This is a genomic window from Paraburkholderia sp. J67 (assembly GCF_905220265.1).
Classification (GTDB): domain Bacteria; phylum Pseudomonadota; class Gammaproteobacteria; order Burkholderiales; family Burkholderiaceae; genus Paraburkholderia.
On sequence record NZ_CAJMZK010000010.1, the window covers coordinates 201,200 to 216,691 of the forward strand.

Sequence of the window (15,492 nt, forward strand, 5' to 3'; positions counted from 1 at the left end):
CATGATCGTGCAACCGGCCTGGCCGGCGCTGCTGCTTGGCTGCGCGTTTGTTTCGGCGTCGGCAGCGGCAGCGGTGGCCCAGCCCGCCGCGGGCGGCGCCACCGTGCCGGGCAACGTCGCCAACAGCGCCACCGCGCAGCCCGCTCCCGGCACAGCCGCGCCCGCCGCCGGTGCGCCGACCTCGACCGCGACCTACACGTTGCAGCAACTGGGCGCGCAATACGCGCTCAATCTGCGCGGTGTCGATGGCAGCAATACCTTGCCGGTCGGCGTGCGCGACGATCAGGTCGTGAGCGGCGCGCGCCTGAATTTGCGCTTTGCCTATTCGCCCGCGCTGTTGCCCGACCTCTCGCACATCAACGTGCTGGTCAACGACCAGGTGGCCGCCACGATCGCGGTGCCCAAGGACACGGCCGGGGCGAGCCTGCAACGCACGATCGTGCTGCCGCCGTACCTGTTCACCTCGAACAGCAAGTTGCGTCTGCAACTGATTGGCCACTACACCACGCAGTGCGAAGACCCGCTGCATTCGAGCCTGTGGGCCAACATCAGCAACGAGAGCACGCTGAGCATCGACACCCAGCCGCTGCCGCAACCCAACGATCTCGCGCGCCTGCCCAAGCCCTTCTTCGACAGCCACGACATCCGCCGCCTGAACCTGCCGGTCGTGTTCGCGGGCAACCCCGATGCGGCCGCGCTGGAAGCCGCGGGCGCCGTGTCGTCCTGGTTCGGCGCGCTGGCGAACTACCGTGGGGCGAATTTCCCCGCGTCGCTCTCGAACGTGCCGGCGCAGGGCAACGCGGTCGTGATCGTCGAAGGCGCGGACCAGGCCACGCTCGCGGGCGCACCGCTGCAAGGCCCGACGCTCGCCATCGTCACCAACCCCAACGATCCCAACGGCAAGCTGCTGCTCGTCATGGGCCGTGACGGCAAGGAACTCAAGCAGGCCGCCGACGCGCTGGTCACGGGCAGCCAGACGCTCTCGGGTGCGAGCGCGCTCATCACGCACTTCGCCGAAGTTCAGGCGCGCCAGCCCTACGATGCGCCGCGCTGGTTGCGCACCGACCGCCCCGTGTCGTTCGGCGAGCTGACCGAGGCGCACCAGTTGAGCGTCTCGGGCTACAGCCCCGACCTCATCCGCATCAATACGCGTGTGCCGCCCGACCTGTTCGGCTGGCATGCGCCCAACGTGCCGATCGACCTGCATTACCGCTATACGCCGCAGCCTTATATGGTCAACTCGTCGCTGCTGTTCAGCGTCAGCGACCAGTTCATGAAGTCGATTCCGCTGTTGCCGCTCGAACGCCTCGAAGGCGGCGACAAGCTGCGCGCCGAAGTCCTGCCCGACAGCAGCCTGCCGCGTCAGGCGAAGCTGGAAGTGCCGCTGACGACGTTGTTGCAGCCGGGCGCGCAACTGCAGTTCCGCTACATGTACGACTACATCAAGCAGGGCGAGTGCCGCGACATCATCATCGACAACGTGCGCGGCGCGATCGATCCCGAGTCGACGATCGACCTCTCGTCCTATCCGCACTACATCGCGATGCCGAACCTGGCCGCCTTCGCCCAGGCGGGCTTCCCGTTCACGCGCATGGCCGATCTGTCCGGCACGGATGTCGTGCTGGGCGCCAACGCGGGCGTGCAGGAATACAGCACCTATCTGGATGTGATGGGCCGCATGGGCGATTCGACCGGCTATCCGGCGCGCGGCGTGAGCGTGCTGCGCGGTCAGCGCATCGACGCGATGCCGTCCGACAAGGACCTGCTCGTGATCGCCTCGGGCGCCGATCAGGCGTGGCTCAAGGACTGGGCGTCGTACATGCCCGCCGCCTATGACCGCAGCGCGCAGTTCTCGCTCTCCGATCTGCCGGGCCGCGTGCGCGGCTGGTTTCACGCCAATCCGCGTCTGGACGCCGCGCCTGGCCGCCTCTCGGTGGCGTGGACCGGGCCGGGCGTGAGCGCCGTGCTGGCGGGCTTCGAGTCGCCGAAGGAGGCGGGCCGCAGTGTGGTGATGCTGGTCAGCAATCAGGCCGAAGGCTTGAAGGATGCCGTCTCGGCGCTGCTGGACGCGCCGACCAACGGCAGCCAGCCCATCCAGGGCAGCCTCGTGTCGATTCGCGGCGGGGAAGTCGATTCGCTCGTGGGCGAGCACACCTATTACGTCGGCCATCTGGGCCTGTGGCGCGGCCTCGACTGGTGGCTGGCGTCGTTCGGCCTGTCGCTCGCGGCGGTGCTGAAGGTGCTGGGCGGGCTCGCGCTCGCGGCGGGCGCAGGGGGCCTTTTCGTTTTCCTGCGGCGCCGTCAGGCGCGGCGCGACGCTGAACGCCGGGCGCGGCTGCTGGCCGAGCGCGAGCAGCAAGCGCAATCTTGATCGGGGACCGTTCATGTTAGTCAGCCGCAGCCAGGCCTGCATTCTGGGCTTGTTGCTCACCTCGTTCAGCCATCCCGTGTGGGCGCAGGACGCCACCTCCAGAATGCTGCTGGAGCAGGGCCGCTATTGGCAGGCGCACGACAAGCCCGATCTGGCCGCGCAGTCGTGGTCGAAACTGCTGATGACCGATCCCAAGCAGCCCGAAGGGCTCTACGGGATGGGTTTGATCGCCGTGGGCAAGCGGCAGTTTTCGGTGGCCAACGACTACCTGGCGAGGCTGCGCGCGGCCGCGCCCGCTAGCCCCTTCGTGCCTTTGCTCGAACAGGACGTGCGTCTCGCCACGGAGCCAGGCAAGTCGACGTTCGCCAAGGCGCGCCAGATGGCGCAGGACGCCGTCAACCAGAACGATCCGAAGGCGCTCTCGGCTGCGATGGCGCTCTACGACAAGGCGTTGGGCGGCAAGGCGCCGCAAGGCGCGGTGGCGCGCGAGTACTACACCTACCTCGGCTACACCGAGGGCGGAGTGGACCCGGCCATTCAGGGCCTCTCGCGCCTGAGCGCCGACACGCCCAACGATCCGAACATCCAGTTGCCGCTGGCCCTGCACGAGGTCCGCGACGAACGTACGCGCGCGGCGGGCATCGCCTTGCTGGAAAAGCTGGCGGCGCGCCCCGACGTCGGCGCGGAAGCCACGGAAGCCTGGCGCTCGGTGCTGACCTGGGTGACGCCCACGCCGAAGAACCGTTCCTGGTTCGAGGACTATCTGAAGCTGCATCCCGATGACGACGAGATCCGTCATCAGATGCAAACGCCGCGTGCGTCGGGTGCGCCCGCCGGACCCGTCATGGACCCACGCCTCACGCGCGGCTTCGCGGCGTTCAAGGCGGGCGACATCACCACGGCCGAGCAGTCGTTTGCCGCCGTGCTGCGCGACAAACCCGACGACTCGAACGCCTTGGGCGGGCTCGGTCTGGTGCGCATGCAACAAGGCGATCTGGTGCAGGCGCAGACCCTGTTGTCGCGCGCGGCGTCGCGTCCTGGGGCGGGCGAGAACTGGATCAAGGCGCTCAATTCCGCGCGCTACTGGCAACTGGTGAATCAGGCCGAGGGCGCGCAAAGCGCGGGCGACTACGCCACCGCGCGGCGCGAACTCGACCAGGCGCTTCGACTCGACCCGGCCGAGCCGGGCGGGCGCAATGCGTCGGCTCGCCTCTATGCGGCGCAGGGCGATCTGTCCCGCGCCGAGAAGATTTACCGGGATCTGCTGGCGAGCACGCCGAACAACGCCGAGGCCGTTAGCGGACTCATCGATATCCTGGCCCAGACGGGCCGTGCCGACGAGGCGCAGAAGTGGGTCGACGGCATGACGCCCGCGCAGCAGGCCAGTATTGGCGGGCTTGCACGGTTGCGCGCGGCCGTGGCCTCGGGCCGTGCCGACGCCGCCGAACAGCGCGGCGATGTGGACGGTGCGCGCCGCATTCTCGAAGACGCCCAGCGTGCCGATCCCGACAATCCGTGGCTGCGTCTGGAACTCGCGCGCTACGAATTGCAGCAGGGCCATGCCGATGCGGCGAGGGAACTCGTCGACGGTCTGCTCGCCTCGATCCCCGACAATCCCGACGCGCTCTATGCGAGCGCGCTGCTGGCGATGCAGATGGGCGACTGGACGCGCGCGCAGGACACGATGGCGCGCATTCCCGCCGCCGCGCGCACGCCGAACATGGTGGCGACGGCCCAGCAGATCGATTTCCAGGCGGTGGCCGCCCAGGCCTCGCAACTCGCGCGCGAAGGCAATCTGGACGACGCGCGCAACATGCTGGCGCGGCTCGAAGCGTCGGCGGGCAAGGACCCGGCGCGGGTGAGCGCACTGGCTTCGGCGTATGTCGATGCGGGCAATCTGCCGCGCGCGATGAGCCTGATGCATGCGCTGATGCCGGGCGGCCTGAAAGGCAGCGGCCCCGATGTGCAACTGGCCTATGCGAGCCTGTTGCTCAAGATCGGCCAGAACGTCCAGGCCCAGGCCGCGATACGCGAATTGCAAAGCGAAACGCTGACCGCGGCGCAGCGCCGTCAACTGGACGACCTCAATTACCTCTATGCCGTGCGCCTCGCCGACCAGCAACGCCAGCAAGGCGATCTGGCGCAGGCCTACGACACGCTCGCGCCGATTCTCGCGAAGCGGCCCAACGACAGCCTGGCGACGGCCGCGCTCGCGCGCATGTATGCCGCCGACAACCAGTACGACCACGCGCTCTCGCTTTATCAGAAGGCGCTCGCGAACGATCCCGACAATCCGGGGCTGCAACTGGGCGTCGCGATGGCGGCGGTGCAGGCCGGCAAGGGCGGTGTCGCGGATACGGCGTTGAAACAGGCGGTTGCGAAGGCGCCGAGCGATCCCGACGTGCTGGCGGGCGCCGCGCGTATCTACCTCATGCAGGGCAAGACCCGCGAGGCGCAGACGTTGCTGGAATCGGCCATCGCCGCCAAGGAAAAGCGCCTGGGTGTGCAGGCGCAGAACGGCCACGTGCCGGGCAACCCCTTCATCCACGCCGACGACGAGCGCCGCCGCGCGGCGCGCCAGGCGCGCGAGGCGAGTGCGAATCCGTTTGCCGGCAAGGGCACGGCGGCGGTGGCGGGCGATGCCGCCGTTGCGTCCGGTAGCGTCGATACCGGCGACGCCGGCGCGACGGGCGCGCTCGCGAGCGCTCCGGCGGCTTCCGCATCGGCGACGAGCACGATCATGGCCACGACCACGTCCGGCCGCGCGTCGTCGCGTGCGACCTCGCTGCCGACCGTGGCGGGCACGCCGATCGGCGTGCAGGCGCCGCAGGAGGCGGTGGGCGCGAGCGAGCCGCAGGACGGCTCACTCTCGCTCGACGAGATGCGCAACGAACTCGACGATATCCGCTCGGATCGCTCGCCGGAAATCCGCACCGGTCTGTTCGTGTCGTCGAACAACAGCGCGGGCGGCACCTCGCAGTTGACGAGCGTGCAAACCCCGGCGGAAGTGCTGCTTCCGGTTGGCAACGGCAAGCTGTCGCTGCGCGTGACGCCGGTCGAACTCAGTAGCGGCACGCTCGGCGACTCGACCTATGCGAGCAGCCAGTACGGCGGCGGCCCGTCCGCCACGCTTGCGCAGCAAGACAACAATTTGCCCGCCCCGGCCTCGCAGACCGCGCGTGGCGTCGGTCTGGGCGTGGGCTACGAAACCCGCAACTGGAGCGCCGACATCGGCACGACGCCGTTGGGTTTCCAGTACACCAATGTCGTTGCGGGTGCAACGTTCAAGAGCACCATCGACGCGATTCCGGACAGCTGGTTCAACGCGGGCGTGTCGCGCCGCGCCGTGACCGACAGCATCACGTCGTTCGCCGGCACGAGCGATGCGCGCTCGGGCCTGAGCTGGGGCGGCGTGACGGCCACGGGCCTGCATGGCGCGATCGGTCTCGACAATCATCAGTACGGCTTCTATACCTACGGCGCCGTGAAGTATCTGGACGGTCATAACGTCCAGTCCAACGAAGGCGCCGAAGTGGGCGCGGGCACGTATTGGTATCTGCATCGCAGCGCCAACAGCATGTTGACCGCGGGGATGAATCTGAGCGGCGAGTTCTACCGCCACAACGAAAACAACTTCACCTACGGCAACGGCGGCTATTTCAGCCCGCAGCGCTTCTATGCGTTCACGGTGCCGATCACGTGGGCGCAGCGCTCGGATCGCTGGACCTACAAGTTGCAGGGCGCGGCAGGCTTGCAGTATTTCCATCAATCCGCCGCGCCGTATTTCCCGACCGACAGCGCGTTGCAGTCGGCTGCCGTGACGGCGGCGTCGACGCTCGGTCTGACCGACGGCGCGATCCATCCAGCGCAGTCGTCGACCGGGATCGGCTACAACCTGCTGGCCACTGCCGAGTACCGTTTCAGCAACCATCTGACTGCGGGCGCATCGGTGGGTGCCAACAACTCATCCAGCTACCGCCAGTGGGTCGCCGGGCTGTATGTGCGCTTTAGCTTCGCGCCGCAGACGAAGTCGCTGGACATGCCGGTCATGCCTTATCAGTCGCATTACAGCGATCAATAGCGCGCCTCGTCGCGCAATCGATCGGACACCGAACTTTTCTCAGGAGTTATAGATTCATGCTTGCTTCCGTACTCGCGGGTATCAGCATCCTCATGATCGGCGATAGCCATCTGAGCGAGCCGGGCTATCTCATCGACACGTTGCAGGACCAACTGGTTGCCGCTGGCGCGCAGGTGCATACGTACGGCGTGTGCGGCAGCACGCCGGGCGACTGGGTGAAGTCGGTGCCGGGCACGTGTGGCGGCGCCACGCGAGTCGGCAAAGGGCCGATCGTGGTCGACCACAATGCAAAGACGCAACCCATCGATCAACTGATCGCCGCGAACAAGGCCAATCTGGTCATCATCGTCGAAGGCGACACCATCGGCGGCTACGGCAAGGACGACTTCGCCAAGTCCTGGGCGTGGCAGCAGGTCACGTCGCTCACGCAGGATCTGGCCGCCAACAAGACGGCCTGTGTCTGGGTGGGACCGGCCTGGGGCACCGAGGGCGGCAAGTACCAGAAGTCCTTCGCACGCGTGAAGCAGCTGTCATCGTTCCTTGCGACCAACGTTGCGCCGTGCCAGTACATCGACTCGCTCACGTTCTCCAAGCCCGGCGAATGGGCGACGGTCGACGGCCAGCATTTGACGACCACCGGCTACAAGTACTGGGGCGCGGACATCATGCGCTCGCTGGTCCAGCTGCCGGTCGTGCAGCACAAGTAACGCGTCGCGCGCCTCGCACGTCAATCGACTCCATGACCGTGATCCGCGGGTGCATTCGCCCACGGCACGGTCTGACCACACCATGAAAAACCTCTTCTCCCATCTGCTTTCGTCCGGCCTCACGCTGTCGGTCTGCGCGCTGTCCGGGTTGTCCATGCAAGCGGCCTCGGCCGCCGATATCCCGTTGTACCCCACCGGGCCTGCGCAGGACTCGTCGTTCGTGCGTTTCGTCGATGGCGGATCGCATCCGGTCGATGTGAGCGCCGCGGGCTCGAAAGCGCGTCTGACGCTCGACACGACGAACCCGGCCAGCCAGTTCTTTCCGATCGCCGCGGGCAAGCCGGTTGCCGGCACGCTGACGAGCGGCGGGGCGCATCACGACGTAGCGGCCACGGTGCAGCCCGGCGAGTTCGTGAGCATCGTCGCGCTCGATGGTGGGGATAAGAGCGCCGATAAAAGCGCGCATGCCGTGACGGTGCGCGAAAAGCCGGACGACTTCAACGCGCTCAAGGCCTCCGTGGCGCTCTACAACCTCGACGCGCGTTGCGCCGCACCCACGCTGAAAGTGCCGGGCCGCGACATCGTGCTGCTCGACGGCGTGGCCGTGGGTCAAGGCAAGCGCCGCCAGGTCAATCCGGTCGCGCTTTCCGTGCAACTGGCGTGCGGTGGCCAGGCCGTGGGGCAACCGCTGAGCCTGGGCACGCTCGTGGCGGGGCAGCGCTATACCGTGTTTCTCGTGCCGGCGGGGGCGCAGTCGCGCATCTTCTTCGCCAACGACGCGGTCAGCCACTGAGCGCGCCTGCGCTTTTTGACCGCTTGCCTGAGCGCACCTCGCGCCGGTCACGTCATGAGGCGTGACTGGGCGACGGCGCGTGCGCCCAGCGTTTTCCTTTGACTGAGAACGATGCATGGTTTTTGCGTCCCTCGAATTCCTGACGCTGTTTCTGCCGGCCTTCCTCGCGATCTACGTCGTGTCGCCCGCCCGCTGGCGCAACGGCGTGCTGCTCTTTTGCAGCTGGTTCTTCTACGGCTGGTGGAGCCCGGTGTTCCTGCTGCTGTTCATCGCGCTGACCTTCTGGGGCTGGCTCGGCGGCGTGGTCATCGACCGCGCGCCGAATCCGCGTGCGCGCGGGGCATGGCTCGCGCTCTTCATCGCCGTCAACGTCGCGATCCTGTGCTGGTACAAGTACGCCAACATCCTCGTCGATAGTCTCGACAGCGTGCTGGCGCTCGGCCATGCGGGGCCGATTCCCTGGCAGCACGTCGTGCTGCCCATCGGCCTGTCCTTCATCGTGCTGCAATCGATCTCCTATCTGGTCGACGTGCAGCGCGGCACGGTGCCGGCCGATCACAGCATGATCCGCTACGGCGCCTACCAGGGAATGTTCGTACACCTGATCGCCGGGCCGATCATCCGCTATGCCTGGGTCAAGCGCGAACTGGTCTCGCGCACGGTGGACTGGGACGGCTTCGCGGCGGGCGCGCGGCGACTCATGGTCGGCATGAGCATGAAGGTGCTGGTGGCCGACACGCTGTCGCCCATCGTCGACGCCATCTTCGCCATGCATTCGCCCACGCTTGCCGATGCGTGGCTCGGCTGCGGCTTCTACACCCTGCAACTGTTCTTCGATTTCGCGGGCTATAGCGCGATGGCGATTGGTCTGGGGCAGATACTGGGCTTTCACTTCCCCGAGAACTTCAACCATCCGTATCTGGCGAGCAGCATTCAGGACTTCTGGCGGCGCTGGCATTTGTCCCTGTCGAGCTGGATTCGCGACTACCTGTACATCCCGTTTGGCGGCAACCGCCACGGCGAATGGAAGACCTGCCGCAACCTGCTGCTGACGATGGCGATCGCGGGCCTGTGGCATGGCGGCGATAGCTGGAATTTCCTGCTGTGGGGGACGGCGCATGGCGTGGCGCTGATCGTCGCGCGCCTGTGGCGGCGCGGCGGCATGCCGGTCGTGCCGCGCTGGCTCTCGCATGGGCTGACGCTGCTGTTCGTCATGCTCGCGTGGACGCTGTTTCGCGCGGTGGGCTTTCACGCGGCGCTCGCCATGTATCGCGGACAATTCGGCCTGAACGGCATCGGCCTGAGCGACGCGACGATCGTGCTGCTGCGGCCCGTGCATGCGCTGGCGGCGGCGCTGGGCATCGTCTGTGTGCTGCTGCCGATCTGGCAGGCGCGCTGGGAGCGTATGGCCGATACGGCGGCGGGCCGCGTGTGGCAGGCCGTGTGGCCGCTCGCGGGTTTCCTGCTGTCGTATGGCCTGATCGTCGCGCGTGGCGCGGTGCCTTTCCTCTATTTCCAGTTCTGACGCCATGGAAGATCCCAAGCCGCTGCCTCAACGACCCGCCACGCGCGCGGGCAAGGTCGCAGCCGTCAGCCTGATGGCGCTCCTGTTCGTCGGCCTCGCCTGCAATCTCCGCTTTGCAACGACCACCGAATCGTTGCTGCCCACGGCCGTGACGCGCGCGAGCCTCGTCGACGGCACGGTCTCGAAAGAACTGGCCAGCCGCATGGCCGATACGCCCATCGCCGCCGATGCCGCGCGTGCGCAACGCGCGCTGGGTTGGCTCACGTTGCACGATCTGGGGCCGCGTGTGCGCCAGGGCTGCGAGGGCTGGCTGTTCCTGCGCGACGAACTGAATGTGTACGCCGACGGCGACCAACATCTCGCCACGCGCGCCGACACGGTCGCGACCGTCCAGCGCGATCTGGCGAGCCACGGCATCGCGTTGCTGGTCGCCGTGGTGCCCGACAAGTCGCGGCTCGAGCCGCAACACTTGTGCAAGCTCTATCGTCCGGCTTCGCTCAATGCGCGACTGGGGGAATGGACCTCGCGTCTGGAAGCCGCGCGCGTGCCGGTGATCGATCTGGAAGCGGCGCTGCGCAGCGTGTCGGGCGATGCTTTCTACCGCACCGATACGCACTGGACCCAGGACGGCGCAGGCGCGGCGGCGCAGGCCGTGGCGCAACGCATTCGCGCGCTGGGCGTGCCGCTGGGTTCGAGCAAGCCTGGTTATCGTGTGGCGGACAAAGCGCCTGCACGCCGGCCCGGCGACCTCGTGCGCCTGGCGGGGCTGGACGGATTGCCGCTGTCCTCGCAGCCGCGCGAAGAGATCGTAGCGAGCCGCGCCTATATACACGAGGCCCAGACCGCCGCATCGGCCGACGATCTCTTCGGCGATGCCGATTTGCCCAATATCGCGGTGATCGGCACGTCGTATTCGACGACCTCCGATTTCGTGCCCCAACTGGCGTTGGCGCTGGGCACGGGTGTGGGGAATTTCGCGCATGAAGGCGCGAAGTTCGGCGGCTCGGCTCGGGCGTATTTCGTGAGCCCGGCCTATGCGCAGACGCCGCCCAAACTCATCGTCTGGGAACTGGACGAACGCGATCTGCAAGCGCCGCTGGAAGCGGATGATCGCGTCGTCGTGCCGAAGGCGGGGAAGCCTGGCAATCCTTAGGCTTGCGAATCAGAACAGATGCTTCATGCCAACCCGCACCGCGATTTGCGAATCGGTCGACGATGCGCCGAGCAGGAACATCGAGGCGACCGTGCCAGGACCACTGGCGCGCTCCGCCGCGGCGTCGAGATAGACATCCGTGCGCTTCGACAGAAAGTAGTCGGCGCCAAGATTGAGTTCTTCCCAATGCGACGACTCGAAGCGATCGTAGGCCACCTGGCCAGCCAGCGTCAGCGAGGCAATCGGCATATAGGTCGTGCCCACGCGCCACACCTGGTCGGTCGCAGAAACGCCGTGATTCGACAGGCGCGTATTCGAGTAGGTGAACGACGGCGTCCACTTGCCGAGGTGATACAGCGCACCCACCGAAACGACCCGCTGGTTGTCGACGAAGATACTCGATTGTCCGGGCGTGACGCGCTGCCCCAGGAACTGCGTGACGCCAAGACTGCCGACGGCGATCGGCGCATCGTTGATATCGGTGACGACCGCCATCGACGAAAACGCGCCGCGCTCGAACTTCGCCATTGCGCTATAGGCGCGGCCCTGGTTGGTGCTCAGGCTGCCGCTATTCTGTGCGAATGAATAGATGCCGCCAAACGAGAAACCCGCGAACGGCGCGCTGGCAAAGCGCACGGCGTTGTTGAGCCGTTCACCGGCGATACGATCGAGATCGGCGTTTTCGACTGCGTAAATCCCGCAGCCGAGGCAGGGCATATACGGTTCGAGTTGCACGGTGAAATCGTATTGCCGACCCAGCGTGACTTCGCCGATGGCATGGTCGCGCAGCCCCACATACGCCTGCTTGCCGAACAGCAATCCACCTTGCCCCAAGGTGCCGGCCGTCGACGAAAAGCCGTTTTCCAGCTTGAAAATCGCGCTGCGGCCCGCGCCGAGATCTTCCACACCGGAGAAGCCGAGCGTGTTGACCTTGCTGACGCCGCCTTGCTCCATCAGGATCGACTTGCCGCTTACGTTGTTGGCGTAAGTGATGCCGTTGTCGATGCTGCCATACAGCGTGACCGACGATTGCGCGTAGGCCGTCGTTGCGTTCACTAATGAGGCCGTTAGCGCGAAGGCGCCCAGGCACAGGCGTGTGTGCTTTTTCATGGAGATCTCCGGGTGCGAAATGTCGTTATGTTCTGTTTGCGGGGACGGGGCGGGCGGCGGCATCGGCACCCCGCGCCGCGTTTTCACGCATCAGCAAGGCGCTGGCGAAGCCGATCAGCACGCTGAACGCGATGTACCAGGCGGGGGCGGCGTTATTTCCGCTGACCTTGATCAGCCACAGATTGATGGACGGCGCGAAACCGCCGAACACCAGTACGGCCACGTTGTAGGTCAGCGAAATGCCGGTGGCGCGCACGGCGGTGGGAAAGGCTTCGGCGAGAATGACGGGCGCCGGTCCCCAGAGGAACGCCATGCAGATGCCCGCTGCGAGTTGCAGGGTCATCAGCGTATTTGCGGAGGGCGCGGCGACGAAGCGGTGCAGCAGCACCCAGACGGTGATGCCATAGACCACGGTGGCGCTGCCGAACACGGCCTTGCGTCCCAGCCGGTCGGACAGATAACCGGCGAGCGGGCTCAGCACGAAGATGATGGCCATGGCGAACAGCGTGCCGCGGCTGGCGTCGGCGCTGCTCACGCCCAGTTGTCGTGCGAGCAAGGGCAGGAAAATGGCCAGCACATAAGCCGATACCGTGCCCACGATAGCGGTGCCGGTACTCACCAGCAGTTCGCGCGGATAGCGGGTGACAAGCTCGCCCAGCCGCACAGGCTGATGCGGCGTCGCCTTGCTGGCGGCGGCATGGCGGGCGAACTCGGGCGATTCGTCGACCTTCGAGCGGATCAGCCAGCCGATCGGACCAATCAGGATGCCGAACAAAAACGGCAAACGCCAAGCCCAGCTTTCGACGGCCTGCTGCCCCAGCGTTGCGTCGAGCAGCCAGACCGTGCCCGCGCCGCACGCGAAGGACAGCGCCTGCGCGCACATCTGGAAACTGCCGAGCAAACCGCGCACGCCAGGCGGCGCGAATTCGATCAGCATGGTGGTCGCGCCGCTGAATTCACCGCCTGCGGACGCGCCCTGGATCATGCGTGCGAGCACGATCAGCAAAGGCGCGGCGACGCCGATGGCGGCGTAGTTCGGGATGATGCCGACCATCCCGGTGCCGGCGGCCATCAGCAGGATCGTGAGCGAGAGTGCGCGCTTGCGCCCGACGCGGTCGCCGTACAGCCCGAGCAGAACGCCGCCGATAGGCCGCACCGCAAAGCCCACGCCGAACGACATCAGCGCGAACATGAGCGATGTGAGCGGCGCATCACTGGGAAAGAACTGCTTCGCGATGATGGCCGCGAAGAGTCCGTAGATCGAGAAGTCGAACCATTCGAACGCGTTGCCCAGCACGGACGCGATAACGACACGGCGCAGCATGGCAGCCGAGGGCGGGGTAGGGGTGGACACGGGGACTCTCCGGGCGCGGCCTGGTGGCGTGGAAGGGAAGGCTTGCGGAAATCAGGCGAAAGCGTCAGGCCAGAAGGTCAGGCGAGAAAGCGCTCGACGAGCTTGACCCAGTAGCTGGCCGCGATCGGCAGGCAATCGTCGTTGAAGTCGTACTTGGGGTTGTGGACCATGCAACCACCTTCGCCGTCGCCATTGCCCACGAACAGATAGCAACCCGGCTTCTTTTCAAGCAGGAAAGCGAAGTCTTCGCTTGCCGTCACGGGGCGCATGTTCTGCACGAGACCGTCCTCACCGAGCCAGTCGAGCGCGACTTCGCGTGCGAAGGCGGTCTGTTCTTCGTGGTTGACGAGCACGGGATAGCGGCGTTGATAATCGACTTCTGCGCGCGCGCCAAACCCTTGCGCGTGGGTATGCGTCAATTCGGTAATGCGGCGTTCGAGCAGCGCCCGCACCTCCGGATTGAAGGCGCGCACCGAGAGACGCATCTGGGCCATGTCGGGAATCACATTGGGCGCATCGCCCGCACGGATCTCGCCAACCGTGACGATCGCGCTATCGAGCGGATTGACGTTGCGCGACACGATGCTTTGCAGGGCCATGACGAGCGAGGCGCACACGACTACCGGATCGACGGCCTCGTGCGGCATCGCGCCGTGACCGCCACGGCCAAACACACGGATGGTGACCGTATCGGACGAAGACAGGCAGGGCCCAGCCACAAAGCCGAATTTGCCCGTCGGCAGGCCAGGCATGTTATGCAACGCGAAGATCGCATCGCAAGGAAACTGCTCGAAAAGACCATCGTCGAGCATCGCCTTCGCGCCGCCCAGACCTTCTTCTGCGGGCTGGAAAACCAGATGCAGTGTGCCCTTGAACGGCCGGTGTTCGGCCAGATACTTCGCTGCGGCCAGCAGGATCGCGGTGTGTCCGTCGTGACCGCAGGCGTGCATTTTTCCCGCCACCGCGCTGGCGTAGGGCAGCGCCGATTCCTCCTGGATGGGCAGCGCATCCATATCGGCGCGCAGCGCCAGCGACGGGCCGTCGCCATGCTTGAGCGTGCCGACCACGCCCGTGCGGCCCAGACCGCGGTGCACGCTATAGCCCCACTTCTCCAGACACGACGCCACCAGATTGCCGGTCTCGATCTCCTCGAAGCCGAGTTCCGGCAGCGCGTGAATCTGGCGCCGCAGGGCAATCATCTCGGCCTGAATTTTCCGCATGCCTTCGGGGATCGCGTCGAACTCCATCTGTTTATCTCCTCGTGATGTGGGCGAATGCCCATCGGTCTAGATCTCGGCGAGGATGGTAGGGAGACGGAATTTTGGAGGGAAGACTCAAAAGTGTTATGGTGAAAACCGCTGGTTTTCACCCCCGGCTTTTATTTCGCGTATACCCTCTTGAGCCGTCCGACGCCATGAAACTCCATCAACTCGAAGCGCTCGTCGCGGTGGCCGACACCGGCAGCATCCGCGCGGCCGCGCGCCTCGTCGCCGTGACGCAGACTGCGATCAGCAAGGCGTTGCGCGAACTGGAAAGCACCCAGCGTTTGCCCTTGCTCACGCGCAGCGTGAGCGGCGTCACCTTCACCGAGGCCGGGCAGAAGCTGCTCTCGCATGCGCGTCAGGTCATGGGGCAATTGCAGCGCGCCGAAGAGGAAATGGCCGAAATGCGCGGCGAACATGTGGGCCAGTTGTCGATCGCCGTGACGCCCTGGGTGATGCGCGCGTTCGTGCCGGCGGCGCTCGTGCGGTTTCGCGCGCGCATGCCGGATGTGCAGATCGAGCTATTCGAAGGGCTTTCGGCGGTGGCCTTGCCGCGCCTGCGTGACGGCACGCTGGATTTCGCGGTCGTTCCGCTGATTCCCGCGATGCCCGAGCAGGAGTTCGAGAACGAGGCGCTGGTGTCGTTCAACACCTATGTCGTGGCGCGTCCGGGTCATGCCGCCGTCGATGCGCGTTCCATCGGCGAATTGCTGGAGATGAACTGGGCGGTGAATTTCACGGTCTCGACCTATCCTGGGCAGATGCAGGACCTGTTCTGGCAGCATGGTTTCGATATCGATCCCAAGCGCCTGCATCGCGCTCATTCGGCTTCCTTTCTTTTCGACCTGATCGGGCGCGCGGACATGATCGGCCCCTGCCCGGAGCCGCTGATCGTGAGCGACCCCAGCACGCCGCTCGTGAAGCTGGATTTGCAGGAGGCGTTGCAGGCGAGGACAGTTGGCATCATCAAGCGCAGGAATGCGGTGTCGAGCGCCTCGGCCTACTGTTTTATCGAGTGTCTTTTCGAGGTGATCCGGCAGCGGGGCAGGTCGTCGCGCCGGGAGGATACGGTGCTGTTCGATACGCTCAAGCTGTTGATTTAAGGCATGCCCGCGAAGTGATTAGTCATCCAGATT

General features: G+C 66.0%; 10 protein-coding genes. 7 read left to right on the forward strand and 3 right to left on the reverse strand.

Translation table 11 applies throughout. The annotated features are described in order from the left end of the window. Position 1: 1 nt before the first annotated feature. The 6 genes from bcsB to U5782_RS20185 all read left to right on the forward strand — a co-directional run bounded on the left by bcsB (position 2) and on the right by U5782_RS20185 (position 10,630). Complete coding sequence (gene bcsB, locus U5782_RS20160) at positions 2–2,371, forward strand: cellulose biosynthesis cyclic di-GMP-binding regulatory protein BcsB (RefSeq protein ID WP_322045641.1); 2,370 nt, start codon at positions 2–4, stop codon at positions 2,369–2,371. Positions 2,372–2,384: 13 nt separating this feature from the next. After that, positions 2,385–6,452: a cellulose biosynthesis protein BcsC gene (locus tag U5782_RS20165; RefSeq protein WP_322045642.1), complete on the forward strand. Its 4,068-nt coding sequence runs from the start codon at positions 2,385–2,387 to the stop codon at positions 6,450–6,452. 56 nt (positions 6,453–6,508) lie between these two features. After that, positions 6,509–7,159: an SGNH/GDSL hydrolase family protein gene (locus U5782_RS20170; RefSeq protein WP_322045643.1), complete on the forward strand. Its 651-nt coding sequence runs from the start codon at positions 6,509–6,511 to the stop codon at positions 7,157–7,159. 82 nt (positions 7,160–7,241) lie between these two features. Further along, positions 7,242–7,952 (forward strand): cell division protein FtsQ, encoded by a 711-nt coding sequence (locus U5782_RS20175; protein ID WP_322045644.1) that lies wholly within the window; start codon positions 7,242–7,244, stop codon positions 7,950–7,952. A gap of 115 nt (positions 7,953–8,067) precedes the next feature. Then, a complete protein-coding gene (locus U5782_RS20180) occupies positions 8,068–9,477 on the forward strand; it encodes an MBOAT family O-acyltransferase (protein WP_322045645.1) in 1,410 nt (469 codons plus the stop codon). Between the two features lie 4 nt (positions 9,478–9,481). Next, positions 9,482–10,630, forward strand: coding sequence for an alginate O-acetyltransferase AlgX-related protein (locus tag U5782_RS20185; RefSeq protein WP_322045646.1), 1,149 nt, complete (start codon positions 9,482–9,484; stop codon positions 10,628–10,630). 9 nt (positions 10,631–10,639) lie between these two features. On the opposite strand, the gene U5782_RS20190 is transcribed toward U5782_RS20185, so the two are convergent. The 3 genes from U5782_RS20190 to U5782_RS20200 form a co-directional block, all read right to left on the reverse strand. Continuing rightward, on the reverse strand, positions 10,640–11,740 hold the full coding sequence (locus U5782_RS20190; RefSeq protein WP_322045647.1) for a porin: 1,101 nt from the start codon (positions 11,738–11,740) through the stop codon (positions 10,640–10,642). 25 nt (positions 11,741–11,765) lie between these two features. Continuing rightward, positions 11,766–13,094, reverse strand: a complete 1,329-nt coding sequence (locus U5782_RS20195; RefSeq protein WP_322045648.1) for an MFS transporter — start codon at positions 13,092–13,094, stop codon at positions 11,766–11,768. A 77-nt stretch (positions 13,095–13,171) separates the two neighbouring features. Next, on the reverse strand, positions 13,172–14,341 hold the full coding sequence (locus U5782_RS20200; protein ID WP_322045649.1) for a M20 aminoacylase family protein: 1,170 nt from the start codon (positions 14,339–14,341) through the stop codon (positions 13,172–13,174). Between the two features lie 167 nt (positions 14,342–14,508). Between U5782_RS20200 and U5782_RS20205 the strand changes: the two genes are divergently transcribed. Continuing rightward, positions 14,509–15,459 carry a LysR family transcriptional regulator gene (locus tag U5782_RS20205; protein ID WP_322045650.1) on the forward strand — a complete coding sequence of 317 codons (951 nt, stop codon included), beginning with the start codon at positions 14,509–14,511 and terminating at the stop codon, positions 15,457–15,459. The last annotated feature ends 33 nt before the right edge of the window (positions 15,460–15,492 follow it).